General features: G+C 70.0%; 25 protein-coding genes and 1 pseudogene. 14 read left to right on the forward strand and 12 right to left on the reverse strand.

Annotated features, from left to right (window positions below):
• Positions 1-179: 179 nt before the first annotated feature.
• Both SNA_RS40855 and SNA_RS40860 read left to right on the forward strand, forming a co-directional pair.
• Positions 180-413: a DUF397 domain-containing protein gene (locus SNA_RS40855; RefSeq protein WP_078970432.1), complete on the forward strand. Its 234-nt coding sequence runs from the start codon at positions 180-182 to the stop codon at positions 411-413.
• A gap of 81 nt (positions 414-494) precedes the next feature.
• Positions 495-977, forward strand: a complete 483-nt coding sequence (locus tag SNA_RS40860) for a hypothetical protein (RefSeq protein WP_030067468.1) — start codon at positions 495-497, stop codon at positions 975-977.
• Positions 978-1,269: 292 nt separating this feature from the next.
• On the opposite strand, the gene SNA_RS35410 is transcribed toward SNA_RS40860, so the two are convergent.
• The gene (locus tag SNA_RS35410; RefSeq protein ID WP_030067469.1) at positions 1,270-1,479 is read right to left on the reverse strand and encodes a DUF397 domain-containing protein; all 210 of its coding nucleotides are present in this window, start codon (positions 1,477-1,479) and stop codon (positions 1,270-1,272) included.
• Between the two features lie 19 nt (positions 1,480-1,498).
• Entirely contained in the window at positions 1,499-2,359 is an 861-nt protein-coding gene (locus SNA_RS35415; protein WP_044368536.1) for a helix-turn-helix domain-containing protein, read from the reverse strand.
• Between the two features lie 187 nt (positions 2,360-2,546).
• On the opposite strand from SNA_RS35415, the gene SNA_RS35420 reads away from it, so the two are divergent.
• Positions 2,547-3,014 (forward strand): ATP-binding protein, encoded by a 468-nt coding sequence (locus SNA_RS35420; protein WP_241779974.1) that lies wholly within the window; start codon positions 2,547-2,549, stop codon positions 3,012-3,014.
• A 908-nt stretch (positions 3,015-3,922) separates the two neighbouring features.
• Here the strand turns inward: SNA_RS35420 and SNA_RS35425 are convergent.
• Together SNA_RS35425 and SNA_RS35430 are read right to left on the reverse strand one after the other, a co-directional pair.
• A complete protein-coding gene (locus SNA_RS35425) occupies positions 3,923-4,558 on the reverse strand; it encodes a MerR family transcriptional regulator (RefSeq protein WP_044368537.1) in 636 nt (211 codons plus the stop codon).
• Positions 4,559-4,635: 77 nt separating this feature from the next.
• Positions 4,636-5,076 carry a hypothetical protein gene (locus SNA_RS35430; protein WP_037791156.1) on the reverse strand — a complete coding sequence of 147 codons (441 nt, stop codon included), beginning with the start codon at positions 5,074-5,076 and terminating at the stop codon, positions 4,636-4,638.
• 377 nt (positions 5,077-5,453) lie between these two features.
• Between SNA_RS35430 and SNA_RS35435 the strand changes: the two genes are divergently transcribed.
• Entirely contained in the window at positions 5,454-5,687 is a 234-nt protein-coding gene (locus SNA_RS35435) for a hypothetical protein (protein ID WP_044368538.1), read from the forward strand.
• A 238-nt stretch (positions 5,688-5,925) separates the two neighbouring features.
• Here SNA_RS35435 and SNA_RS35440 read toward each other — a convergent pair whose 3' ends face one another.
• Positions 5,926-8,883, reverse strand: a complete 2,958-nt coding sequence (locus SNA_RS35440) for an FAD-binding and (Fe-S)-binding domain-containing protein (protein WP_030067476.1) — start codon at positions 8,881-8,883, stop codon at positions 5,926-5,928.
• Positions 8,835-9,194 (reverse strand): FAD-binding protein, encoded by a 360-nt coding sequence (locus SNA_RS45100; RefSeq protein WP_338059854.1) that lies wholly within the window; start codon positions 9,192-9,194, stop codon positions 8,835-8,837. The genes SNA_RS35440 and SNA_RS45100 overlap by 49 nt, the downstream gene beginning before the upstream one ends.
• On the opposite strand from SNA_RS45100, the gene SNA_RS45105 reads away from it, so the two are divergent.
• Both SNA_RS45105 and serC read left to right on the forward strand, forming a co-directional pair.
• Entirely contained in the window at positions 9,129-9,452 is a 324-nt protein-coding gene (locus SNA_RS45105) for a hypothetical protein (protein WP_044368539.1), read from the forward strand. The two genes, SNA_RS45100 and SNA_RS45105, sit on opposite strands and share 66 nt — an antisense overlap.
• 114 nt (positions 9,453-9,566) lie before the next feature.
• A complete protein-coding gene (gene serC, locus SNA_RS35450) occupies positions 9,567-10,685 on the forward strand; it encodes a phosphoserine transaminase (protein ID WP_030067478.1) in 1,119 nt (372 codons plus the stop codon).
• Positions 10,686-11,109: 424 nt separating this feature from the next.
• On the opposite strand, the gene SNA_RS35455 is transcribed toward serC, so the two are convergent.
• Positions 11,110-12,315, reverse strand: a complete 1,206-nt coding sequence (locus SNA_RS35455; RefSeq protein ID WP_030067479.1) for an RNA-guided endonuclease InsQ/TnpB family protein — start codon at positions 12,313-12,315, stop codon at positions 11,110-11,112.
• Between the two features lie 153 nt (positions 12,316-12,468).
• Here SNA_RS35455 and SNA_RS35460 point away from each other — a divergent pair, with 153 nt between their 5' ends.
• Positions 12,469-12,906, forward strand: a complete 438-nt coding sequence (locus SNA_RS35460; RefSeq protein WP_030067480.1) for a PPOX class F420-dependent oxidoreductase — start codon at positions 12,469-12,471, stop codon at positions 12,904-12,906.
• A gap of 28 nt (positions 12,907-12,934) precedes the next feature.
• On the opposite strand, the gene SNA_RS35465 is transcribed toward SNA_RS35460, so the two are convergent.
• Complete coding sequence (locus tag SNA_RS35465) at positions 12,935-13,957, reverse strand: hypothetical protein (protein ID WP_030067481.1); 1,023 nt, start codon at positions 13,955-13,957, stop codon at positions 12,935-12,937.
• A gap of 111 nt (positions 13,958-14,068) precedes the next feature.
• Here SNA_RS35465 and SNA_RS35470 point away from each other — a divergent pair, with 111 nt between their 5' ends.
• From SNA_RS35470 to SNA_RS40880, 3 genes and pseudogenes are all read left to right on the forward strand, one after another.
• On the forward strand, positions 14,069-14,812 hold the full coding sequence (locus tag SNA_RS35470; RefSeq protein WP_241779975.1) for a GDSL-type esterase/lipase family protein: 744 nt from the start codon (positions 14,069-14,071) through the stop codon (positions 14,810-14,812).
• A gap of 34 nt (positions 14,813-14,846) precedes the next feature.
• Positions 14,847-15,845 carry an aldo/keto reductase gene (locus tag SNA_RS35475; RefSeq protein ID WP_030067483.1) on the forward strand — a complete coding sequence of 333 codons (999 nt, stop codon included), beginning with the start codon at positions 14,847-14,849 and terminating at the stop codon, positions 15,843-15,845.
• Positions 15,846-15,891: 46 nt separating this feature from the next.
• Positions 15,892-16,232 (forward strand): annotated as a pseudogene (locus SNA_RS40880) (zinc-binding dehydrogenase); the annotation flags it as partial.
• Between the two features lie 172 nt (positions 16,233-16,404).
• On the opposite strand, the gene thpR reads toward SNA_RS40880, so the two are convergent.
• From thpR to SNA_RS35490, 3 genes are read right to left on the reverse strand one after another with little or no spacing between them, the layout of a single operon-like run.
• On the reverse strand, positions 16,405-16,980 hold the full coding sequence (gene thpR, locus SNA_RS35480) for an RNA 2',3'-cyclic phosphodiesterase (protein WP_044368542.1): 576 nt from the start codon (positions 16,978-16,980) through the stop codon (positions 16,405-16,407).
• A 51-nt stretch (positions 16,981-17,031) separates the two neighbouring features.
• Positions 17,032-18,552 (reverse strand): MFS transporter, encoded by a 1,521-nt coding sequence (locus SNA_RS35485; protein WP_078970434.1) that lies wholly within the window; start codon positions 18,550-18,552, stop codon positions 17,032-17,034.
• Between the two features lie 29 nt (positions 18,553-18,581).
• Positions 18,582-19,013: a MarR family winged helix-turn-helix transcriptional regulator gene (locus tag SNA_RS35490; protein WP_030067487.1), complete on the reverse strand. Its 432-nt coding sequence runs from the start codon at positions 19,011-19,013 to the stop codon at positions 18,582-18,584.
• A 152-nt stretch (positions 19,014-19,165) separates the two neighbouring features.
• Here SNA_RS35490 and SNA_RS35495 point away from each other — a divergent pair, with 152 nt between their 5' ends.
• Positions 19,166-19,354 carry a ribbon-helix-helix protein, CopG family gene (locus tag SNA_RS35495; RefSeq protein ID WP_030067488.1) on the forward strand — a complete coding sequence of 63 codons (189 nt, stop codon included), beginning with the start codon at positions 19,166-19,168 and terminating at the stop codon, positions 19,352-19,354.
• Between the two features lie 42 nt (positions 19,355-19,396).
• Here the strand turns inward: SNA_RS35495 and SNA_RS35500 are convergent, their stop codons facing one another.
• Positions 19,397-20,869, reverse strand: a complete 1,473-nt coding sequence (locus SNA_RS35500) for an NCS2 family permease (RefSeq protein WP_044368543.1) — start codon at positions 20,867-20,869, stop codon at positions 19,397-19,399.
• A 289-nt stretch (positions 20,870-21,158) separates the two neighbouring features.
• Here SNA_RS35500 and SNA_RS35505 point away from each other — a divergent pair, with 289 nt between their 5' ends.
• From SNA_RS35505 to SNA_RS35515, 3 genes are all read left to right on the forward strand, one after another.
• A complete protein-coding gene (locus SNA_RS35505; protein ID WP_030067490.1) occupies positions 21,159-21,434 on the forward strand; it encodes a DUF2530 domain-containing protein in 276 nt (91 codons plus the stop codon).
• Between the two features lie 74 nt (positions 21,435-21,508).
• Positions 21,509-23,914: a cation-translocating P-type ATPase gene (locus tag SNA_RS35510; protein WP_030067491.1), complete on the forward strand. Its 2,406-nt coding sequence runs from the start codon at positions 21,509-21,511 to the stop codon at positions 23,912-23,914.
• 42 nt (positions 23,915-23,956) lie between these two features.
• Positions 23,957-24,136: a hypothetical protein gene (locus tag SNA_RS35515; protein WP_044368545.1), complete on the forward strand. Its 180-nt coding sequence runs from the start codon at positions 23,957-23,959 to the stop codon at positions 24,134-24,136.
• The last annotated feature ends 107 nt before the right edge of the window (positions 24,137-24,243 follow it).

A 24,243-nucleotide genomic window follows, 5' to 3' on the forward strand; every position in this document is an offset into this window, starting at 1 on the left:
ACCCCACAACGGGAATAACGCTGGAGTGGCCGCGCCGAGCCGCCGAGAATCCTCAGTGAGCAGCTGACGGAAGCCTTGGGCGGTTCACGGTCGATCAGGCAGGCGTACCCGCGCACGCAATGACCAATGGCCCTGGCTTCCCTTTCGTGTCCGAGTTCCGCGAGTAGGAAGGCACATCGATGCAGCACAAAACCGACCTGTACACGCTTGACATCGACGGAGTTACGTTTGCCGCAGCATGCGGAGGCAGCAGCCACCCGGATGGCGAGTCCTGCGTGACCCTGGCCCGGATCGGTGCAGACGCGTGGGCCCTGGGAGACAGCAAGCGCCCGGGAATTGAACCCCTGCGCTTTACCACGGGGGAGCTGAACGCAGCGGGCACCAACCCGGAGCGGTTCGGTCTCCCGGCCTGATCCCCTCTGCCGGCCCCGGCCTCTTTCCGAGGCCGGGGCCACCTCTCTTCCCCCTGCCCTCTGAGCCGAACGGGATGACCGTTGCACCACCATGGCTATCTGTGGACCGGCGCGAAACAACGCTTCGACGACGAAGGATTGCGTCGACCTCCCCACCCCGTGCCACCCCCGGCGGGATTGGCGGGCGAAGGGCAAGGGGGGCGGCTCCAAGAGCGTTACCGGGAAGCAGCCAGGGAATTTTCGACATCTGATCTGCCACCCATCGAAACGGCGCATTGGCTTATGAAGCCGGCAACATGTGTCCTGGGGACGTGGGACGAGCCGAGGCAAGCAGCGACCTGGCTCGGGGAAAGGCTGACCGAACTCGCCCCTCGCTTCGACCCCGACGCCCGTCCGCACACCGCCTCCTTGGACCTCCTGGTCAGTTCCGCAGCGGATCGGCTCCAGTGGGGCGGCGACGTGTCCCTCGGCTTCTATCTCCAACGCCCCTCGTTCCTGTCACTGGCCCTGGTGACCTGCTCCCCGAACAGAGCCGTACCGGAACTCGGCTGCCCGGTCGGGTAGTCCGAGCGCATGACGGACACCTCTGGCGAGCGTCCCCTGTCTTCCACGAGGCGAGCCATGAGTTCGTACCGCTCGCCGAAGAAGCAGTGCTGTACTACAGCATCGGAGACATGGACGCCATGGCAGTCCACTTGCACTACCAGCTTTACGGCCGGCGGTCTTCCGTGTGTCACTCGGGATCGCACGAGCCGCCCACGGCGGGGTCCTGCATCGTCCAACCGCTGCGATCACCGTGCGGCACGAGCCATTTCCGACGTATCCCCCGTCCCCGGCTCACGCACGATCGTGGCACTCAGGAAGTCGCGGTATCGGACGCCTTGAGCATGTCGATGAACACGTACCACGTCTCGCTTCTGAAGCGGAGGACAGGACCGTCACCGTGCTTGCTGTCACGCACAGGTATGACGCCAGGCAAGCCATCCGCGACCTCCACACAGTTGCCTCCTGTGCCGCTGTAGCTGCTCTTACGCCAAGTGGCAGAGTGAAGATTCAGGTTCGCCATCGCTCATTCCCTCTCAACCTCACTGGTCCTCCAAGTCCTGCCTCACCTGGGCGATCAGCTCAAGGCTGTCCCCGGGACTCAAGGCAATTGACCGGAGAGAGTCAAAGATGAGCGTATATTCCGCAGCCTCTTCCGGCGTCTCCATGTAGAGCGTCCCAGTGCGGTGCTCTACGCACACCACATCGGAATAGGTGGGGTTCGGGAAGCTGAACAGCACGAACGAACCGTGGAGCCCTGCGTGCGCGCCCGCCCGGTCAGGGATGACTTGCAACTCAACGGAGGGATGGCCGGCCACCGCTTCCAGATGGGCCAGTTGCCGCAGCATCGCCTCGCGGCCGCCCACCTGGAGCCGAAGCGCAGCTTCCGTCTCGATGACACACAGGCGAGGCGGATCCGTGCGTTCCAGGAGCTCCTGACGCTTTATCCGTGACTCCACCAAGGCCTCGACCTCTTCGTGGCCCAACGTCGACGGTGAAGCCGAGAGCACAGCCCGCGCGTAGTCGGCAGTCTGCAACAACCCCGCGATGAGATTGCTCTCGTACGACCGGATGTAGCCAGCGGTTTGCTCGTAATCGATGAAGTCCGTGAACGAGGGGCGCGCCAATCCCACACGCTGCACCCAACCGGCCTCACGACTGCGCTGTGCGAGCGAGATCATGTCTTCGACCACATCAGGGTCATCAACCCCGTAGAACCGCAACAGGTCGCGCAGCTCGCCGAGCGAGATCCCGAGTCGCGCGTTCTCGATCTTGTTGATCTTCGTCCGATGGCACCCGATGCGCTCGGCCGCATCCTGCGGGGTCTTCTCCGCGCGCTCACGAAACTCAACAAGCTTCGCAGCGAGGCGCCGACGTCGGACCGTGGGACGCGTTCCTGCCATGAAGTACCCCCTTCTTTCACGCCTGTTGGCTGAACACTAGCCGCCATAAAAGATCTTGGCACTTGTGCTAAATGCTCACTTGCCAAACGAGCAATCTCCAAGCACTCTAGGAATGCGTCACTGAGAGTCTCTATCCAAGAGCCATGAGTGACACCCATGCATCGCCATGCGCCCCAAGGGGATAGCAATGTCCACACGCGCCCGGCCCCCGTCAACCCGCCCCACCCTCACCCTGCCGCCAGCCGTGGCGTACCGCTTACCCGGCGACGCGCGGAGCGTCGGGTGGGCCCGTAAGGAACTGCGCCGGCATCTGCGGATCTGGCGCGTGCAGGGCGAACTGGCCTGGACTGCCGAGCTGTTGCTGTCCGAGCTGATCACCAGCGCCGTGCAAGCTCAGGCGTGCAGAGCCCAGACGGTTGGCGTCCGGTTTGCGTTGGCGGACGGTCGGCTGCGCCTGGAGGTGCACGACGCGAGCGACGAAGTACCCGTGATGGATCAAGCCGAGGAGGACGAAGAATGCGGGCGTGGTGTGGTGTTGGTGGACGCCTTGGCCAGTTGCTGGGGCGTCGATCGGGACGTCATCGGAAAGACCGTGTGGGCCGAGGTCGAATTGACCGTTTGCGACGCCTTGGTGCTGCGCCCGCCGTCACTCTGAGTGCGACACCGGCCGCGAAGGCCGCGGGGCACCTGGCGTTCCGAGCGGAGGCCACGGTCCGTTGTCCGGACGCGGCTCCGATCAGCCTCGGCGGCTGGATGTCGTACTCACCGGGTGGCGCCCTGGGCTGGATCCGCAAGCGGGCGGAGCAGGTGGCGCAGCAGTTAGGTGCCCCGTACGACCGGGTGGTGCGCGCATGGTTGGACGAGGCAGCCGAATATCGCTGGGCGGTGGACGGGTTGACGGCCGGGATTCCGTTCGTCCTCAGGGCAGTTGACGGGGAGGGCTGTACGTATGCCTTCGTCGCCCGACCGGATGTGGATGTCGTCCGTACAGTGGCGGATACCGTTCGGGTCCCATGTGGTCAGGGGGCTGCATGGCGCGCGGAGTAGCAGGGGCCGCTGCCCTTGCCACCCCCGGTTTCTGGTGCGAGCGGTTCGTGTACCACTCGGCGGACGCGGATGTTGTGGCTTCCTGGGCGACCGTTGTCACGCACAGCCCAGTACGTGCGGTCCGGCTCATCAGCGCGGACGCGCGATCCATGGCCTCGGGCCTCCCCGAGTACGAGCGAGAGCGCGTGGTGGGACGGGTGAACAGCCTGGGGCAGGTGGACGCCATGGCTGCGCTCGAGCGCAACGACTCCTGCCGTCTGGCTCTCAACTGCGGTGGGACCTGGATCGAATGGTCGGCCAGACCGGTCCTCTTCCTCCCCGTTCTGCCTCTCGTCGCTTGCGCGGAGTCGCCTTGCCCTCTCCCGGGCGAGCGCTCTGGGGCGGGATTCGGCTCGCCCTCGAAGCGCTGCGAAGGCGACGGAGCCATCAGTCAGGCGAGATTTCCGCCCGACGTGATACGCACCGCGGGCTGACCGACGCGGGCGGCGGGGTCGTCGCGGACGGGGCCGAGGCCCCTCAGAACCGCCGGGCCGACTCCTCCGCGTGGGCCATGCGTCGCAGGCTCAGCAGTACCGGTTCGTACAGCACCGTCAGTGCGACGGCCGCCTCGATCTGGCCGGTCGGGGTCGGCTGTTCCTCGACCATGTCCAGGTCGGTGACTGCCAGTTGCGCCGCCAGCTGCCCGTACGGCAGCAATTGCTCGGTGTCGCACGGGTAGCCGAGCCGGGCCAGCGCGGCGACCGAGTCGATGAGCCGCCGGTGGGCGGGATTGTGCATGTCCAGGCCGCCACCGGAGGACCAGCCCAGCCGTTCGAGCAGCGCCTCCACCGAGCGGCGGGCGGTCGCCACCGCCGGGTCGTCCTCGGCCGGCGCCCCGGCGGAGGGCAGCGCGCGGGTCGCCGCGCCCAGCCGCAGGTGGTGGTCCAGCGACTCGTCCTCCGCGGCAGCGATCACCTCGCGCGCGGCGGCCACCGGAACCCCGCCGATCTGGATCAGCGCCCGCACCAGGCGCAGCCGCCGCAGGTGGCCCTCCCCGTACTCGGCCTGGGTCGCGGAGACCCGGCGCCCGGGCTGGAGCAGTCCTTCGCGCAGGTAGTACTTGATCGTGGCGGTGGACACACCACTGCGCTCGCTCAGCTCCGCCAGCCGCATGCTCTTGCACCTTCCCCTTGGATAGTGGCACTACTCAAGCATGGATAGCATCCATATCCAACGAGGGAGGTTCCACGTCATGGGCGGGACGCCGTTGTGGCCAGATCGCCGATCCGCGCCTCAAGGAGGCTGCGCACCCGCGGCATGAGCTCCGGGTCCTTGAGGGTCATCCGGCCCACGTGCAGCTGCTGGTGCCCGTAGACCACCTTCTCCGGCTTACTGCTTCCGTCGACCTCCAGCGCCCAATCCGTGTCCCGGAGGTCCAGCGTTCCCGGTTTGGGCACGACACGGCTGCTCCAGCCGGTGCAGAGAACCCACTCGGTGGTGTGCGCGGTATGGCGCGCCGCCGCGTCCATGAGATGGACGTCCGGCACCTCCGGGACGGGGATGTACCCCACCACGGCCTCGACGCCGAAATGACCTGTCGTGGTGTAGGCGACGGCCCCATAGATATCGGGCCACAGATGCAGCAGCGGGAAGACGGTTACGCGGCCGGTGCCCGTGAGCATCCTTGCCATGACTCACCCTCGTCGGATCGGAAACGGCTTCGGTCCGCCAGTCTTCCAACGTCGGCGTCGTCTCATGTGGTCGATCACCGTGCTCGGGCGGCCGGTTGATGTCACCACCGTGGTGCGCGCCCCCTCGTGCATCAGCGCGCGGTGGAGCGGGCTTCGGCGCCCCCATGCCGTACGCCCGGCCTGGATTCATCTCACTGCGTTTCAGTGGCATGGGGACGAATCAGCGGCAGGTTGGACGAAATCAGCGCTACGGGCAGCAATGAGGAAAGCGGGACGCGCGAACCGGATGCCGTAAAACCAGGTGTCGGATTCCCGTGCGTCACTCGATCGGCCCCGTTCGGGGCGAAACGGGCCACCCGGGCGTGCAAGGTGATTCCATGAACACCACACACCAGAAGCACCAGAAGCGCCCGAAGAAATCCGTTACTCGCATACTCGCGGTGAGCGCGACCCTGGGGATCGCCCTTGCGGCAGGGACGGCGACAGCCGCATCCGCCGAGGCCGCGACGGCGCCCGCCAAGGCCAAGGTCGACCATTCGCGCCCGCTCGGCGGCGAAGGCTGGGGCGGCGGGGACTGCAACGCCGGGCTCCTCAGCCTCCTCTGCCTGTGACCGATGATCCCGCATAGGCGCGGGCCAGGCGGAGGGGAGACATACCCGTGTGATTTCCCCTTCGCCTGGCCCCACGCACCCGCCCATCCGCTCGTCCGCTCGTCCACTCGTCCACTCGCCCAGAAACTGAATTCGATGCCGTCGGGCTTCGGAATTATTCGCCTTCAGCAGATCTGCCCCAGCAGATCTGCTGATCCCTGTCTAAGGAGAGGGTCTTAGGAGAGGGTCTAAGGAGAGGTCAGGTCATCTCCTCGGCACCGGCATTACCCCCTGCATTTCCCGGCGAAGGCGAATTCCCCAACGCCGCCGCCAGTACCTCCGCCATATGCCGCCCCCGGCGTCCGCCCAGCGGCCCGAGCCGCCCCTCCTGCCCCAACTGCTCCAGCTGCGTACGGCAGGAGAAACCGTCCGCGAGGATCTCCACCTCGGGCCCCGACTCCCTTACGGCGGGCAGGAGTTGGTCCTCGGCGCAGGCCACGGAGACGTCGTAGTGGCCGCGTTCGAAGCCGAAGTTGCCGGCCAGGCCGCAGCAGCCGCCCTGCAACTGCCCGGTCAGACCGGCCCGTTCGCGGAGCCGGCGGTCGGCGGCGTCGCCGAGGACCGCGTGCTGGTGGCAGTGCGTCTGGCCGGTGACCGGGCGGTCGATGCGGGGCGGCTGCCAGTCGGGGGCGAGGGTGACCAGGGCCTCGGCGAAGGTCAGGACGGAGGAGGCCAGGGTGGCGGCGCGGGGGTCGCCGGAGAGGAGTTCGGGGAGGTCGGTGCGCAGTGCGGCGGCGCAGCTGGGTTCGAGGACGACGAGGGGGTGGCCGTCCCGGAGCAGGGGGGCCAGGACGTCCACCGTACGGCGCATCACGGCGCGGGCACGGTCGAGCTGGCCGGTGGAGACATAGGTGAGGCCGCAGCACAGGGGGCGGTGGCGGCGGGGCAGGAGGCCGGTGCGGCGCAGCGGCGCGGTCGGGGGGAGGAGGGGGCGCAGGCCGGCTGCCTCCAGGACGCGTACCGCCGCGCGGCCCACCTCGGGGGCGAGGAAGTTGGTGAAGGTGTCGGGCCAGAGGATCACGGTGCGGCCGGCCGTCGGGGCCCCGCGGCGCCACCACCAGCGGGTGAACGGCTCCACGGCCAGCGGCGGAATGGTGCGCTCGGCGGCGATCCCGGCGAGGCGTTTGGCGACGGCGGCCGCGGGGCCGCGGGCGAGCAGGTTGAGGACCGGGGCGGCCGGGGCGGCGGTGTGCAGCCATTGGGGCAGACGGCCCATGGAGTAGTGGGCGGCGGGGCGGAGGCGGCCCGCGTAGTGGTGGTGGAGGAACTCCGCCTTGTAGGTGGCCATGTCGACGCCTACGGGGCAGTCGCTGCGGCAGCCCTTGCAGGACAGGCACAGGTCGAGGGCGTCGTGTACCTCGGGCGAGCGCCAGCCGTCGGTGATCACCTCGCCGGCCAGCATCTCGTGCAGGAGGCGGGCCCGGCCGCGGGTGGAGTGCTGTTCCTCGCCGGTGGCGCGGAAGGACGGGCACATGACGTCCGGAGAGGACGGACTCGACTGCGGCACCCGGCATTTGGCCACGCCGACGCAGCGCCGAACGGCCGCCGTGAAGTCGCCGTTGTCGTGCGGATAGCCGAATTCGACCGGGACGGGGCGCCTGGGCAGGACGTCGAAGCGGAGGTTGTCGTCGAGGCGGGCGGGGCGGACGAGCATGCCGGGGTTGAGGCCGCCCGCCGGGTCCCAGACGTCCTTGAAACGTCCGAACAGGTCGACCAGTTCCTGCCCGTACATCGCGGGCAGGAGTTCGGCGCGGGCCTGTCCGTCGCCGTGTTCGCCGGAGAGCGAGCCGCCGTGGGAGACGACCAGGTCGGCGAGGTCGCGGGAGAAGTCGCGGAAGCGGCGGATGCCGGGGGCGGTGAGGAGGTCGAAGTCGATACGGATGTGGATGCAGCCGTCGCCGAAGTGGCCGTACGGGGTGCCGCGCAGGCCGTGCTGGGTCAGGAGGCCGCGGAAGTCCCTCAGGTAGGGCCCGAGTTGAGCGGGCGGGACGGCGCAGTCCTCCCAGCCGGGCCAGGCTTCGGACCCGTCCGTCAGCCGGGTCGCCGTCCCGGACGCGTCCTCGCGGATGCGCCACAGGGCCCGCTGCCCGGCCGGGTCGGTGACCAGGGCGTGGTCCGTGGTGCCGTCCGCCGCGGCCCGGCACAGCGCCTCGGCACGGGCGGCGGCCTCCTGGGTGCTCGCGCCGCCCATCTCCACGAACAGCCAGGCGCCGCCCTTGGGCAGCCCGGTGGCGGCGCCCACCAGGTCGGCGGCCATTCCCTCGACCGTCATCGGGTCGTGCGGCAGGAGGGTGTGGGCGGCCTCGGCCGCGGCGCTCTCGTCGGGGTAGGCGAGGACGGCGAGCACCCGGGCCGCCGGGGTCTCCACCAGCCGTACGGTCGCCTCGGTCAGCACGCCGAGGGTGCCCTCGCTGCCGGTGAGGGCGCGGGCGAGGTCGGTGCCGGCCTCCGGGAGCAGGGCGTCCAGGGCGTAGCCGGAGATCCGGCGGGGCAGGTCCTGGGGGTAGCCGGTGCGCAGCAGCGCCAACTCGGCGTCCACCAGGGCCTTGACGCCGTCCCGGAGGCGGGGCGGCAGCCCGGTGGGGGCGCCGGTGGGGTCGGTGCCGCGGCCGGCCCGTACCCGTTCGCCGCCGTAGGTCAGCAGGTCCAGCGCGCGGACGTTGTCGGCGGTGGTGCCCCAGGCCACGGAGTGGGAGCCGCAGGAGTTGTTGCCGATCATGCCGCCGAGGGTGCAGCGGCTGTGGGTGGAGGGGTCGGGGCCGAAGGTCAGGCCGTGGGGTGCCGCGGCGGCCCGCAGATCGTCCAGGATGACGCCCGGCTGGACGACGGCAGTACGGGTGCCGGGGTCCAGCGAGGTGATGCGACGCATATGGCGGGTGAAGTCGAGAACCACGCCGGTGCCGGTCGCCTGTCCGGCGATGCTGGTCCCGCCGCCGCGCGGTACGACCGGGACGCCGTACTCCCGGCACACCCGCAGCGCCGCCGCGACGTCCTCGGCGTCCCGGGGCGCGACCACCGCCTCGGGCACCCTGCGGTAGTTGGACGCGTCCATCGTCATCAGCGCCCGGTCGGCGGCGGCAAACGAGACCTCCCCGCGCACCGCCGCCGTCAGTTCCTTCTCCAGTTGCCGCTGCTCGGTCTCGTTGCGCTCAGCCATGTCCCCAAGCCTGCCCACTGGGGCGCGGTCATGCGACGGCCGGTTCGGGCACCGGCGTGGCGGCCGCGGCCGGGTGGAAGCGGAACACGTTGTCCGGGTCGTGGCGGGCCTTCAGCGCGGCCAGCAGTCCGTGTTCGCGGGCGTCGTGCACGCTGCGCGCCGGTGCGGGCCGCCGCATCCATCCGGACGCCGGACATCCGCCGGGTGCTGATCAGCAGCCCGCCGTCGGTGGCCGCGGACAGGCCGTGGCCGGTGGCCTGGACGGCGACCGGGAGGCCGTGGGCGCGGGCGAAGGCGACGGCGGCGACCACGTCGTCGGCGTGCGCCGCACCGACGATGACGGCCGGGCGGTGGCGGTGGGCGGTCTGGAAGCCGGAGCGTTCGGCGTCGTAGCCGTCGTCGCCGGGGAGCAGGACGGGGCCGTGGACCTCCCGTACGAGGGCGTCCGCCAGCTGCTCCAGTTCAGCGACTCGCTGGAGGTCATGCACCCGCCGGAGGCCCGCCGGGTGCTGGCGCGGGCGGCGGCTTCCCTCGGCGAGATCTACGGGGGCGAGGGGACGGGCGCGTAGGACGAGACACCGAGAAACCTCCCGCACCGGACCCGTCTCACCGCACGACTCTCCGTCATCTCATCCGGTGGACGCGCCGCAGGACGGCCCACCGCGACCCTTTAGGCTTCCTCCGTGGCTGATATCCAGATTCCCGCTGACATCAAGCCCGCCGACGGACGCTTCGGCGCGGGCCCCTCCAAGGTGCGTACGGAGGCGCTCAGCGCCCTGGCCGCCACCGGTACCTCCCTTCTCGGTACGTCCCACCGCCAGCCCCCGGTCAAGAACCTGGTCGGCAAGGTGCGCGACGGCATCGGCGAGCTGTTCCAGCTGCCCGAGGGCTACGAGGTCGTCCTCGGCAACGGCGGTTCCACCGCGTTCTGGGACATCGCGACGCACGGTTTGATCGAGAACAAGTCCCAGCACCTGTCCTTCGGCGAGTTCTCCTCCAAGTTCGCCAAGGCCGCCAAGCTGGCGCCGTGGCTGGCCGAGCCCACCGTCGTCTCCGCCGACCCGGGCGACCACCCCGAGCCGCGGGCCGAGGAGGGCGTGGACGTCTACGCCTTCACCCACAACGAGACCTCGACCGGTGTCGCCGCGCCCATCCGGCGCGTCGCGGGCGCCGACACCGGCTCGCTCGTCCTGGTCGATGCCACCTCCGGCGCCGGCGGTCTGCCCGTCGACATCGCCGAGACCGACGTGTACTACTTCGCCCCGCAGAAGTCCTTCGCCTCCGACGGCGGTCTGTGGCTCGGCATCTTCTCCCCCGCCGCGATCGAGCGCGCCGAGCGCGTCCACGCCTCCGGCCGCCACATCCCGGAGTTCTTCTCGCTGCCGACGGCGATCGACAACTCCCGCAAGAACCAGACGTACAACACCCCGTCCCTCTCCACCCTCTTCCTGCTCAACGAGCAGCTGGAGTGGCTCAACGGCCAGGGCGGCCTGGACTGGGCGGTCCGCCGCACCGCCACCTCCGCGCGCACCCTCTACGGCTGGGCCGAGGAGTCCAAGTACGCCACCCCGTTCGTCGCCGACCCGGCCAAGCGCTCGCAGGTCATCGGCACGATCGACTTCAACGACGACATCGACGCCGCCGCGATCGCCAAGGCCCTGCGCGCCAACGGCATCGTCGACACCGAGCCGTACCGCAAGCTCGGCCGCAACCAGCTGCGGGTCGCGATGTTCCCGGCCATCGCCCCGGAGGATGTCGCGGCGCTGACGGACTGCATCGACTACGTCATCGAGAAGCTGTAACCGGATTCGGGCTCAGTCCCAGGAATCTGGCTCAGGCTCAGGAATCGGGCTCAGGCTCCGGGCCCCGGCGGGCGACCGCCGGGGCCTCTTCCTTTTCCCGGGGTTTCCGGGGTTTCCGGATGCGGGCCCCCACGGCAACGGTTTCGCCGCGGTGTGTGCGGTCGCGGCCGTGGGGACTGGCCGTTACGGCGGGGCTGGTGGCAGCGGTGCCGGACAGGGGCCACCAGGCCGAGGTGACTACGGCACCTGGACGGCTTCGCGTCAGGCCATCGCCGCCCCTTACCCTCCGAACGGGTGGCCGAAAGGACGCCTGAACGGACGCATCACGGGAACGGGCGCATCGCGGCATGACGAATGCAATGGGGCCGGATATGCCTGTGTGACTCCACCCGTGACTGAAGTCGCGGGCTTCCTGCGTCGGCGGCTAAGCCGCCGCGCAGAGGGCCAGCCCGGCCCTGTTGAGTACGTTGAGCGCGCCGACGCGGTCGGCATTGGCGACATGGCCGCACTTGACGCACTCGAACTTCGACTGAGTGACGCGGTTCTCCTTGGCAACATGCCCACATTCAGGGCACGTGCAGGAAGTGTTGCGGGCGTCCACCGGGATCACGCGGCGAGCGGCACTCTCAGCCTTCTGCGCCAGGATTCCCAGGAAGAGCCCCCAACCCGCATCAAGGATGCTGCGGTTGAGCCCGGCCTTGGCAGCAGCCCGGTTGGGGAGGAACACGCCGGGTTGCCGGGGGTCGGGCTTGGGTGCGGGCGTCTGGGTCATACCCGCTGCGTTCAGCTTCTCGTGCCCGATCACGTCATGCCCGCGGACCAGGGTGAGAGCGGTCTTGTGGTGGTGGTCGAGCCGCTGACGCCGGATCTTCGCGTGGATCCTGGAGACCTTGCGGGCGGCGGCACGGTGCTTCTTCGTGCGGCACCGCGTGCGCTGGGGGAACGTCGAAAGGCGCTGCTGGGCGGCTGCCAGCCCTTCGGCCATCGACTCCAGGAAGCGAGGGTTGGCGACGTGCACGCCGTTGGAATCGGTGAAGAAGTGCGTGGTGCCCATGTCGATGCCGATGCTGCTGCCGGTGGCGGGCAGAGGCTCGGCAGGCACCTCGTCACAGGCCAGGACGACGTACCAGCGGCGCCCCTCGCGCTTGACCGAGATCGTTTTGACCCGGCCGCGCACGGGCCGGTGCTGGTGGACGCGGACGTGCCCGAGACCTTGCAGACGCACGCGGGTCTGCCCGTTGTGCGGTGTGGAGTCCCAGCGGCAGCCGTCGCCGTCCTTGGGGAACTCGACGGTGTCGAAGTGCCCGATTCCCTTGAAGCGCGGATACCCAGGGGTCTGCCCAGCCTTGACGCGCCGGAAGAACGCGGCGAACGCCTTGTTCAACCGCCGCAGCGTGGCCTGCTGCGAGGAGAACGACCAGCGGGCCTGGTCCGGATCGACGGCGCGAATCTCCTTCAACTGCGCGGACTGCTCCCCGTACCGCACCGTCGTACGCGAAGCGTGCCGGTAGGCATCACGGCGCTCCTGAGGCGCGGCGTTGTAGAGCATGCAGTGATCCCGCAGCATCGCATGCAGCGCGGCTTCCTGCCGCGCCGTCGGCCGCAACACGAACTTGTCAGCGCGGCGCACGGTCGTTCCCCCCTTCGCACAACATGACCAACCGTACGTGCCCCCACTGACAACAGCGCAGATCCATGAAAAAAGTCGAGGTCAGAGCAGTTGAGAGACCCGATTGCCCCTCTCCTGAAGGCGAGGTCCCCTCGCTGGAAGTCTGATGGAGGCATGACGACTCCACCGAGCCCCGGTCTCGCCGAGTTCGAACGTCAGGGGGCGATCCTGCTCACCACGTACAAGCGGGACGGCACCGGCGTCGGCACCCCGGTCAATATCGCCGTCGACGGTGACCACGCCTATATCCGCACCTACGGCAGCTCCTGGAAGGCCAAGCGGATGCGGAACTTCCCCGAGGTGGAGATCTGCGCCGCCACCTGGCGCGGCCGTCCGACCGGGCCCGCCCGCAAGGGGCGGGTGCGGCTGCTCGACCCGCAGACCCGCGAATACCGGCGCGCCGACCGCTCGCTGACCCGGAAGTACCCGCTGATCCACGGGCTGCTGGTGCCGTTGGCCCATCGGCTCAAGAAGGAGCGGACGCTCCATTACGAGCTGCGGTTGGTGGAGAGCGACGCGGCCCCGGGACCGGTGCCCGGAGGGGCACCGTAGCCGCCGCCCGACCGCCCGTCGCCACCGCTCAGTCCTTACGGCGCATCCGCCGCACCCCGACCACCGCCGCCGCGGCCAGCCCCAGTACCAGCACGCTCCTGACGAACGTGGCCTTCGGTGTGAGGGAGCCACCCGGGCTCCCGGGAGCCGCCGGACTCCCGCTCGCCGCACCCTTGTTGTCGCCCGCCCCGCTGCCGGCCGGGCGGTCGCGCTTCGCCGCGTCCGGCAGCTGGTCGCCGCTCAGCCCGACCGGTTCGACCTGGCTGTCGTGGCCCTCCGACCCGTACAGCAGCGTCCGGCCGTCGGGGGTGAAGGTCACCGACTCCCCCTGCTCCTCGACCGGCACGCCCACGCTGCCGATGTCGTCCTTCGGCCGCCCGTTGCGCCAGTGGTACATCCGCGCGCCGAAGTAGCTGCGCAGCAGGAGCCGGGTCCCGTCCGGTGAGAAGGCGCCGTCGGTCACCCACAGGTCGACCGGCGCGACCTTGCGGAAGAGGTTGGTGCCGCCGGTCGTCAACCGCCGCGGGCCCTCGTAGAGCGCGCCGCTGCCGTCCTGCTTCTTGCTGGCGATATAGACCCGGCCGGTCTTGGGGTGCACCATCAGCGCCTCGGCGTCGCGCGGCCCGTCGGCGTACTTCACGGTGAACTGGGTGGCGGTGACGGTGGCGTCGTGCAGCCTCTTGGGTTCGGGGAAGCGGTAGATCCAGACGTGGTCCCAGGCGCCACCCATGTTGTCGCCGATGTCGCCGAGGTAGATGTTGCCGTCGGGGCCGAGGGAGATGGCCTCGGCATCGCGCGGGGTGCCGATGCCGCGCAGCGTGATCTTGGCGACCGTACGGCCGGTCCTGCCGTCGACGCCATAGACGTAGGGGCCGTCGTCGCTGTCGTTGTGGGTCCAGTAGATGCCGGGGTGCGAACGGCTGGCGGCCAGTCCGCTGGACTCGGTGATTCGGGAGTCGCCGATGGTGAAGCCGTCGGGTTCATCGGCCGCGGCGGGTACGGCGGCCCACAGGATCCCCGCGGCACCGGCCGCGCACAGAAGCGAACGCATGGGGACAGCGTGCCATCCCGGGGCGCCGCCGCAGCGTCTCCGTGCGGGCGTGGCCAGCGTCACGTACCCGCGAGTAGGGTCTCGCCGCGGATTCTCCGCCATGATGGCCCGATGAGGATCATGTGCGTCGGCGACTCGATGACGATCGGCACCGCCGGCGCTGTCACGTGGCGCTTTCGTCTGTGGCAGCACCTGAGGGCGACGTACGAGAGCCCTTACCGTTTCGTCGGCCCGCGCCGCGCGCTGCATGACATCCTCCAGGACACGCCCAGCTCGTACGACTACGGCGACCCGGACTTCCCCGAGGACGCACGGGGGCATCTCGCCGGCTGGGGCGAGGGCTGGCTGCACATGGCGCCGCTCATAGAGGACGCCATACGGGACCATGAGGCGGACACGCTGCTGGTGTCGCTCGGCCTGATAGACCTCGGGTTCTACACGAACGCCGAGCAGACCGCGGAGAACGTGCGGCGCTTCGTGGCGGCGGCGCGGGAGGCCGAGCCGCATGTCCGGGCGGTGCTGATGCCCGTGATACGCAATGTGCGCGCGGCAACGGACGCGGCGTTCGCGGCGCAGCGCGAGCGGTTCAACGAGCTGCTGGCCAAGGCCGTCGCCGATCTCTCCACCCCCTCCTCGCCGTTGCTGCTGGCCTCCGAGCCGCCCGCCTGGAGCATCGAGACCGCCACATACGACGGGACGCATCCGTCGGCCCTGGGCGAGCATCTGCTGGCGGGTGCGTTCGCGGAGGCGATGCAGCAGGGGTGGGGCATCGGGGGGCGGTATGCGTATCCCGATACGCATACCGGGACGGGCCCGCACCGCAATGGCTCCCCGACTCCCGCCGGTGCCGCTTGATTCGAATGCCCTCCAAGGCGTTGGCTGGGCAATCATGAAGTACACACAACTCGGACGCACCGGACTCCAGGTCAGCCGACTCGTCCTCGGCACCATGAACTTCGGTCCCCAGACGGACGAGGCCGACAGCCACGCGATCATGGACAGCGCCCTCGAAGCGGGCGTGAACTTCTTCGACACCGCCAATGTCTACGGCTGGGGCGCGGAGAAGGGCCGTACGGAAGAGATCCTCGGCTCCTGGTTCGCCAAGGGCGGCGGCCGGCGCGACAAGACCGTACTGGCCACCAAGGTCTACGGCCATATGGGCACCGACGGCGACCCGGTCTGGCCCAACCACCACAAGCTCTCCGCGCTCAACATCCGCCGCGCGGTCGACGCCAGCCTCAAGCGGCTGGGCACCGACCACATCGACCTCTACCAGTTCCACCACGTGGACCGTGCCACGCCCTGGGACGAGATCTGGCAGGCCATCGACGTCCTCGTCCAGCAGGGCAAGATCCTCTACGCCGGGTCGTCCAACCACGCCGGATGGCATATCGCGCAGGCCAACGAGACGGCCCGGCGGCGCGGTTCATACGGCCTGGTCAGCGAGCAGTGCCTGTACAACCTCGCCGAACGGCGCGCGGAGATGGAGGTCATCCCGGCCGCCGAGGGCTACGGTCTCGGGATCGTCCCCTGGTCGCCGCTGCACGGCGGGCTGCTCGGCGGCGCCCTGCGCAAGGAGCGGGAGGGCGGTGGCGCCCGTTCGACCTCGGGACGCGCCGCCGACGCCCTGGCCGACTCCGCGGTCCGCGCCCGGATCCAGGCGTACGAGGACCTGGTCGAGCGGCACGGTCTGCAACCCGGCGAAGTGGCCCTGGCCTGGCTCCTGACCCGTCCCGCGGTCACCGGCCCGATCGTCGGCCCCCGCACCGGCGACCAGCTCGCCTCCGCCCTGCGCGCGGTCGAACTGACCCTGCCCGAGGAGCTGCTGACCGCCCTGGACGACATCTTCCCGGGCCCCGGCCCGTCCCCGGAGGCATTCGCCTGGTGAACGACGGCGCCCCACGGCCCCGGACGGATCGTCAGACGTCCGGGGCGACGTCGCCGAGACCGTCCGCGACGTGGATGTGGTCCTCGACGGCCTCGGCGGCCCGAACTGGGCCCGTTCCCTGCGCACCCTGCGACCGGGCGGAACGCTGGTCTCGCGGCTGCCGCTGGACGACACCTTCCCGCGCGCGCAGGCCGAGGCGACCGGGGTGCGGGCGGTGTTCATGCTGTCGAACCGGACCGGACCGGGCTGCGCGAGATCGGCACCCTGGTCGAGACCGGCCGGCTGCGGGTCACGGACGCCGTCTTCCCGCTGGAGGAGGCCGCCGCACACCGGCGGGGAGAGACCGGGCGCACCACCGGAAAGATCGTGCTGTCCGTCACCGCATGACCGGAACCCAAGGATGCGCAGGTCAGCGCAGTGCCGCCGCCACGATCACCACGATGAGCAGCACGGCGAGGAGACCGGAGACGATCCGGTTACGGGTTTTAGGGTCCACCCAATGAGCGTAACCGGACCGGATCCGGGCGCAGCGGCGGCCCAGCTCCCGGTCCGGCTCCGGTCAGTGGCCCAGCGGCCACGACGCCAGCTTCTCGTAGTGCGGCTGGCTGCCCCGGACGCCCGGCGCCGGTGGATGGCTGCGCATCAGCGCCAGCTCCCGGACGGTCCACGGGCTGCTCTCGAAGCCGTCCAGAGCGTCCGCGAACGGGGCGAGGTGCAGGCGCTCGATGCGGTTGCGGGCGATCGTGAGGTGCGGGTGGTACGGACGGTGCGTACGGTGCGGGTCCCGCGTCACACCGGCCCGGCGGCCGGCCGCCTCCGCCGAGTCCGCCAGCTTCCGCATCACCTCCAGCTCGCCCTCGGCGCCCATCCACACCACCCGGTCGTCGAACCGGCCGCCGTCCATGATCCGCAGCTCGTACGGGGCATGCCGCCGCGCGGCCCGCGCCAGGCGTTCCGCCAGCTCGGGCAGCAGATCTTCGGCCACCTCCCCGTAGAAGGCGAGGGTGAAATGCCACCCTTCGTGGCCGGTCCAGCGCAGCCGGTCCGCCGCCGGCAGCGCCTTCAACCGCGCCACCGCGGCGGACAGTTCGGTGAGGACGGAGCCGGGCGGCAGCACCGCGGCGAAGAGTCTCATACGGCCAGTCTCACCCAGGGGGCGAGACCGGCGCAGGGATTCCCGCCCGGGTCATGGTGTCGCCGCCAGCCGCCGGGGGTCGCACTCCGCGGGCGCGGCCGGATCCGCGGTGGGGGCGGAAGCCTCCGCGGGCGCGGCGGACGGGGCCGACTGGGCCGACGGGACCGACGGGACGGCAACGCCGTCGACGGAGGGCGCGGCCGGTTGCGCCGGGCCGCCGCGGGCCACGAAGGTCACATGCTGCCGCCCCCGCCGCAGGTCTATCTTCAGGCGCAGCCCGCCCACCCGGGCCAGGATCAGGCCGATGACCGCCGCGGCGCCGGCCGAGACCACGCCGCCCGTGACGAAGCCGATACGGGCGCCGAAGGTGTCCGTGACCCAGCCGACCAGCGGCGCGCCCAGCGGGGTGCCGCCCATGAAGACCATCATGAACAGGCTCATCACCCGGCCGCGCATCAGCGGGTCGGTGGCCATCTGGACGCTGGAGTTGGCGGTGACGTTGATCGTCAGGCCGGCCATGCCGATGGGTGCGAGCAGCGCCGCGAAGATCCAGAAGGAGGGGGACAGCGCGGCGGCGATCTCCAGGGCGCCGAAGAGCAGCGCGGCGCCGACCAGCAGCCGCAGCCGGGAGCCGGCCCGGCGGGCCGCGAGCAGCGCGCCGATCAGCGAACCGGCCGCCATCAGCCCGTTGAACAGCGCGTACGTGCCGGCGCCGGCATGGAAGACCTGGTAGACGAAGGCGGTCAGCCAGATCGGGAAGTTGAAGCCGAAGGTGCCGATGAACCCGACCAGAACGATGGGCCAGATCAGCTCGGGGCGCCCGGACACATAGCGCAGGCCCTCCCGTAGCTGTCCCTTGCTGCGCGGGACGGTGGTGACCTTGTGGAGTTCGGCGGGGCGCATCATCAGCAGGCCGATGACCGGCGCCAGGAAGGACAGGCCGTTGAAGAGGAACGCCCAGCCGCTGCCGAACGCGGTGATCAGCACACCGGCGACGGCCGGGCCGATCAGGCGGGCGGACTGGAAGTTGGCGGAGTTCAGGCTGACGGCGTTGCGCAGGTCCTCCTGGCCGACCATCTCGGAGACGAACGCCTGGCGGGAGGGGTTGTCGACGACGGTGACCAGGCCGAGCAGGAAGGCCACCAGGTAGACGTGCCAGACCTGGACGTGGCCGCTGAGCGTGAGGACGGCGAGTGCCAGGCCGGTCAGGCCCATCGCGGACTGGGTGACGAGCAGCAGCTTGCGCTTGGGGAAGCGGTCGGCGATCACCCCGCCGTAGAGCCCGAAGAGCAGCATGGGCAGGAATTGCAGCGCGGTGGTGATGCCGACGGCACCGGAGGAGCCGGTCAGGCTCAGGACCAGCCAGTCCTGGGCTATTCGCTGCATCCAGGTGCCGGTGTTGGACACCACCTGGCCGGTGGCGAAGAGGCGGTAGTTGCGGATGCGCAGCGAACTGAAGGTGCCCGTGCGCCGCGCGGCGCCGCGTCCGGCGACGGGTGGTGCGCCGTCGGGAGCCGTGTCGTGGTCGGAGTGCGGTGCGGGGGCGGAGTGTGCTCCGGATCCCGTACTCAACGTGGGTTCGCCTCCTTGGCGTTGGGGTTCTACAACTGTGCGAGTTTCTCCAGAACGGGCGCCGCGGCCCGGACCTTGGCCCATTCGTCGTCGTCCAGCCCGGAGGCCAGCTCGGCGAGCCAGGCATTGCGCTTGCGGCGGCTCTCTTCGAGCATCGCCTCGGCCTGTTCGGTCTGGGTGACGACCTTCTGGCGGCGGTCGTCGGGGTGCGGTTCGAGCCGGACCAGTCCCTTGGCCTCCAGCATGGCCACGATGCGCGTCATCGACGGCGGCTGGACATGCTCTTTGCGGGCCAGTTCGCCCGGGGTGGCGCGACCGCACCGGGCGAGGGTGCCGAGCACCGACATCTCGGTGGGGCTCAGCGATTCGTCGACCCGCTGGTGCTTGAGGCGGCGGGACAGGCGCATGACCGCGGACCGCAGAGCGTTCACGGCGTCGTCGCCGTGGGACAGTTCCGGCATGGTCGTTAGCATAACTCATTACCTTTTCTAAGTAAAGCGGGAGTGCGGCGCTTCCCCGATCCGCCGGAGAGATTCCTTATCGCTCACCCATATGGGTGAGGACGCAGCCGAAATCGGCCCACCTGAGCGGCTTCTACCGGGACGGTGTCCCTATGGGATCGCGAGTGCTCAGCCTGCGCGTGGACGGGGAGCTGCTGGAGCGCATTCGGCAGCACGCGGCAAAACGCGGAATGAGCGTCCAGGACTATGTGGTCCGGACGCTCATCCGCGATGACTTCGACGAACGCTTCCAAACGTCGGTCGACGAGACGGAGCGCTTCTACGACGCTCCGCCGTTGTAGCGGCCCGCGAGCGGGCCGCCGCCGGTCAGTCCGCCCGCCCGGTCACTTCACACCCAGCGCCTGCTCGATCGGATGCAGCAGGAAGTAGACGAGGAAGCACAGCCCGACCGCGTTCAGCAGCCACGGAATCTGCCGGAACCGCCCGGTCGCCGTGCGCAGCAGGATGTACGACAGCACGCCGATGCCGATGCCGTTGGTGATGCTGTACGTGAACGGCATCGAGATCATCGTCAGGAACGCCGGGATGCCGACGGTGAAGTCGCCCCAGTCGATGTCCTTGACGTTCGACGCCAGGATCAGGAAGCCGACGACGAGCAGCGCGGGCGTGGCGGCCTGGGACGGGACGACCGTCGCCAGCGGGGTGAAGATCAGCGCGAGCAGGAACAGCCCGCCGGTCATCAGGTTCGCCAGGCCCGTACGCGCCCCCTCGCCCACGCCCGCGGTGGATTCCACGAAGCAGGTGTTGGCGGAGGCGGAGCCGAAGCCGCCGCCGGCGACCGCGATGCCGTCGGCCATCAGGATCCGGCCCATGTTCGGCAGCTGCCCCGTCTCGTTGTTCAGCAGCCCGGCCTCCTCGCCGACGCCGATGATGGTGCCCATCGCGTCGAAGAAGCCGGACAGCAGCACGGTGAAGACGAACAGACAGCCGGTCAGCGGGCCGACTTCCTTGAAGCCGCCGAAGAGGCTGATGTGGCCGATCAGCCCGAAGTCCGGGGCGCCGACGATCTTGTGCGGGATGTCGGGGACGGCCAGGCCCCATGCCGCGTCCGGGATCGTGACGAGGGCGTTGATGATGATCGCGACCACGGCCATGGTCACCATGCCGATGAGGATCGCGCCCTTGGTCTTGCGGACGGTCAGCACGAACATCAGCATCAGGCCGAGGACGAACACCAGCACCGGCCACCCCTGAAGCTGACCGTGCTGCCCCAGGCCCATCGGCACGGTGGTGTGCGCGGCATCCGGATTACGGGTGACGAAGCCCGCGTCGACGAGGCCGACCAGCGAGATGAACAGGCCGATGCCGATGGCGATGGCCCGCCGCAGCCCGTTGGGAATCGCGTCCATCACCCGCTGCCGCAGCCCCGAGGCGACCAGGACCATCAGCACCAGACCGGCGAGCACGACCATGCCCATCGCATCCGGCCAGCTCATCTTGGGGGCGAGCTGGAGGGAGACGACGGCGTTGATGCCCAGGCCGGCGGCGACGGCGATGGGGACGTTGCCCATCAGGCCCATCAGGACGGTGGTCAGCCCCGCCATCAGCGCGGTGGCGGTGACCAGCTGGCCGTTGTCGAGATGGTGGTGGTACTTGTCGACGCCGGAGCCCAGGATGATCGGGTTCAGCACGATGATGTAGGCCATCGCGAAGAAGGTCGCCAGGCCGCCGCGGAGTTCGCGGCTGACCGTCGATCCCCGTTCGGAAATCTTGAAGAAGCGGTCGAAGCCGTTCTTGGGAGGCTGCGGAGCCGGGTTCTCGAGGACATCGACCGGCGTGGTGGCCGAGGGGGGCATGCGGGACCTCAGTCGTACGGGCCTTGGGCAGGCGCAGGGCCCAAGGGCCCGGAGACGAACACGGACGGAAAGCACGGAAGGAGAAGCGGAACGGAAGGGACCGGATCAGCATGGACGGATCACCTTGGATGAATCAACGATCCGATCCGGTCAGATCCAGAAAGGTTCAGTATGAATAAACAATCCGTTGATCGCTATCTCCGCGCGTAGAGCCTTGGCGCGCCCGGCCCGGCCGGAGCCGCACCGGCCCGCACCGGGCCGCCTGCGCCGCCCCCGTAAGCTGACCCCCATGTGGAAGAAGTCCGAACTGCGCGAGGCCCCGGCGCCGCTCGAAGGTCCCGTCGTCGGCACGATCACCGGCGGCACCATCCTCTGGTTCCTGCTCTTCCTCGGCCAGCTGCCCTTCTACGGCTGGTTCGCCGACCACGGTCACGCCTGGTGGGTGTGGACCTGTCTGGCCGGCGGCGGCCTCGGCCTGGTCGGCATCTGGTACGTACGCAAGCGCGATGCGGCCATCAAGCGCGCGGCTGCCGCCGAACGCGCCACCGCGGACGACCCCGCCTGAACCACCGGCCCGAGCCCGCCCCCGGGTCATCCGCCAACGGGTGAACCGGGCCCGCCCCCCGTACCGTCGATGACATGACCGAGCGGGCGCGGACGGATGTCACGGCCCCCGGACCGGGCAACGGCCGGCCCGCGGCCCACCCCGGTCTGACCGCGGCCGAGGTCGCCGAGCGGGTGGCCCGGGGCGAGGTCAACGACGTCCCCGTACGCTCCTCGCGCTCGACGGCCGACATCGTCCGGGCCAACGTCTTCACCCGCTTCAACGCCATCATCGGCGTCCTCTTCGCGATCATCCTGGTCGTCGGCCCGATCCAGGACGGCCTCTTCGGCTTCGTCATCGTCGCCAACACCGGCATCGGCATCGTCCAGGAGCTGCGCGCCAAACGGACCCTGGACAACCTCGCGGTGATCGGCGAGGCCCGCCCGACCGTGCGCCGCGACGGGGTGGCGGCCCAGATCCCCACCTCCGCGGTGGTGCTGTCCGACGTCCTCGAACTCGGGCCGGGCGACAAGGTCATCGTCGACGGCGAGGTCCTGGAGGCCGACGGCCTGGAGGTCGACGAATCCCTGCTGACCGGTGAGGCCGACCCGGTCCTCAAGAAGCCCGGCGACCCGATGATGTCGGGCAGCTTCGTGGTCGCGGGCGGCGGCGCCTTCACCGCCACCAAGGTCGGCCGCGCGGCCTACGCCGCCCAGCTCGCCGAGGAGGCCAGCCGCTTCACCCTCGTCCACTCCGAACTGCGCAGCGGTATCAGCCTGATCCTCAAGTACGTGACCTGGATGATGATCCCCACCGCCCTGGGACTCGTCTTCAGCCACCTCCTCACCCTCGGCCTCCCCGGCGACGAGTCCATCCGCCGGATGGTCGCCGGCATCGTCCCGATGATCCCCGAGGGCCTGGTCCTGCTGACCTCCGTGGCCTTCGCCATCGGCGTCGTCCGCCTGGGGCGCCAGCAGTGCCTGGTCCAGGAACTGCCCGCCATCGAGGGCCTGGCCCGGGTCGATGTGGTCTGCCTCGACAAGACCGGCACGCTCACCGAGGGCGGGATGGACGTCCGCGAACTCCGCCCCCAAAACGGCGCGGAGCGCTCCCGTACCGAACGCGTCCTGGCCGCCCTGGGCACCGCCGACCCGCGCCCCAACGCCTCCCTCCAGGCCATCATCGACGCCTACCCCGCACCCGCCGACGGGACCTGGGACTGCACGGCAGCCCTCCCCTTCTCCTCCGCCCGCAAATACAGCGGCGCCCGCCTGACCTCCCCCGACGGTACGCACACCACCTGGCTCCTGGGCGCCCCCGACGTCCTGCTGCCGCCGGGCGACGGGGCCCTCACCGAAACCGACGCGCTCAACGCCCAGGGCCTGCGCGTCCTGCTGCTGGCCGCCACCGACCGCGCGCCGGACGACCCCCGGGTCACCGAGACGGTCCGCCCCACCGCCCTGGTCGTCCTCGAACAGCGGCTGCGCCCCGAAGCCTCCGCGACCCTGCGCTACTTCGCCGACCAGGACGTCCAGGCCAAGGTCATCTCGGGCGACAACGCGGTCTCGGTCGGCGCGGTGGCCGCCGAACTGGACCTGCCGGGCGCCGCCGATCCCGTCGACGCCCGCACGCTCCCCTCAGACCCCGACGCCATGACCGCCGCCCTCTCCCGGGGCACCGTCTTCGGCCGGGTCACCCCCCGGCAGAAACGCGACATGGTGGCCGCCCTCCAGTCCCACGGCCACAACGTCGCGATGACCGGCGACGGCGTCAACGACGTCCTCGCCCTCAAGGACGCGGACATCGGCGTCTCCATGGGCGCCGGCTCCGAGGCCACCCGCGCCGTCGCCCAGATCGTCCTGCTGAACAACAGCTTCGCCACCCTCCCCGCGGTCGTCGCCGAGGGCCGCCGCGTCATCGGCAACATCACCCGGGTCGCCACCCTCTTCCTCACCAAAACCGTCTACTCGGTCCTCCTCGCCATCCTGGTCTCCTGCTGGCAGATCCCCTACCCCTACCTCCCCCGCCACCTCACGCTTCTCTCCACCCTCACCATCGGCATCCCCGCCTTCTTCCTCGCCCTGGCCCCCAACACCGAACGCGCCCGCCCCCACTTCGTCCGCCGCGTCATGCGCTACGCCATCCCCTCCGGCCTCATCACCGGCGCCGCCGCCTTCACCACCTACCTCCTGGCCCGCAGCTACTACACCGGCCCCGGCGCCCTCCCCGCCCAAACCAGCGCCGCCACCCTGACCCTGTTCCTCACCGCCCTCTGGGTCCTGGCGATCATTGCCCGCCCCTACACCTGGTGGCGTATCGCCCTCGTCCTGGCCATGGCCCTCGGCTTCCTGATCGTCCTGGCCACCCCCTGGCTGCAACGCTTCTTCGACCTCCGCCTGGTCGGCACCACCCTGCCCTGGGCCGCCGTCGGCATCGCCGCAATCGCCTCCGTGGCGCTGGAGTTCACCTGGCGCTGGGTCGCCCGCCGCTTCCCCGCCTGAAAATTTGGCGCTCCCGCGCCCCTCCCCGTACCGTGCATGCCCATGACATTTTCAACGGGGAACCTGACGTACGAGATCCTGGCCCGAGGCCACCATCACCACTACAGCCACTACGGCAGCAGCCACGGCAGCAGCGGCCCCATGCAGTGGTGGATGTGGGCGATCCTCGGCCTCGGCGCCGTCGCCCTGATCTGGAGCTGGGTCAAGAAGCTCACGAACTAGTCCACCACCGGCCCCCGCAACACAACAGCGGGGGCCGACGTGCGCCACGACCCACGGCCGCCGGGTAGAGGCATGGCGCAACCCACCACGGACCCCCAACCCCCCAC

Origin of the sequence: Streptomyces natalensis ATCC 27448 (genome assembly GCF_000935125.1) — a bacterium.
GTDB classification, from domain to species: domain Bacteria; phylum Actinomycetota; class Actinomycetes; order Streptomycetales; family Streptomycetaceae; genus Streptomyces; species Streptomyces natalensis.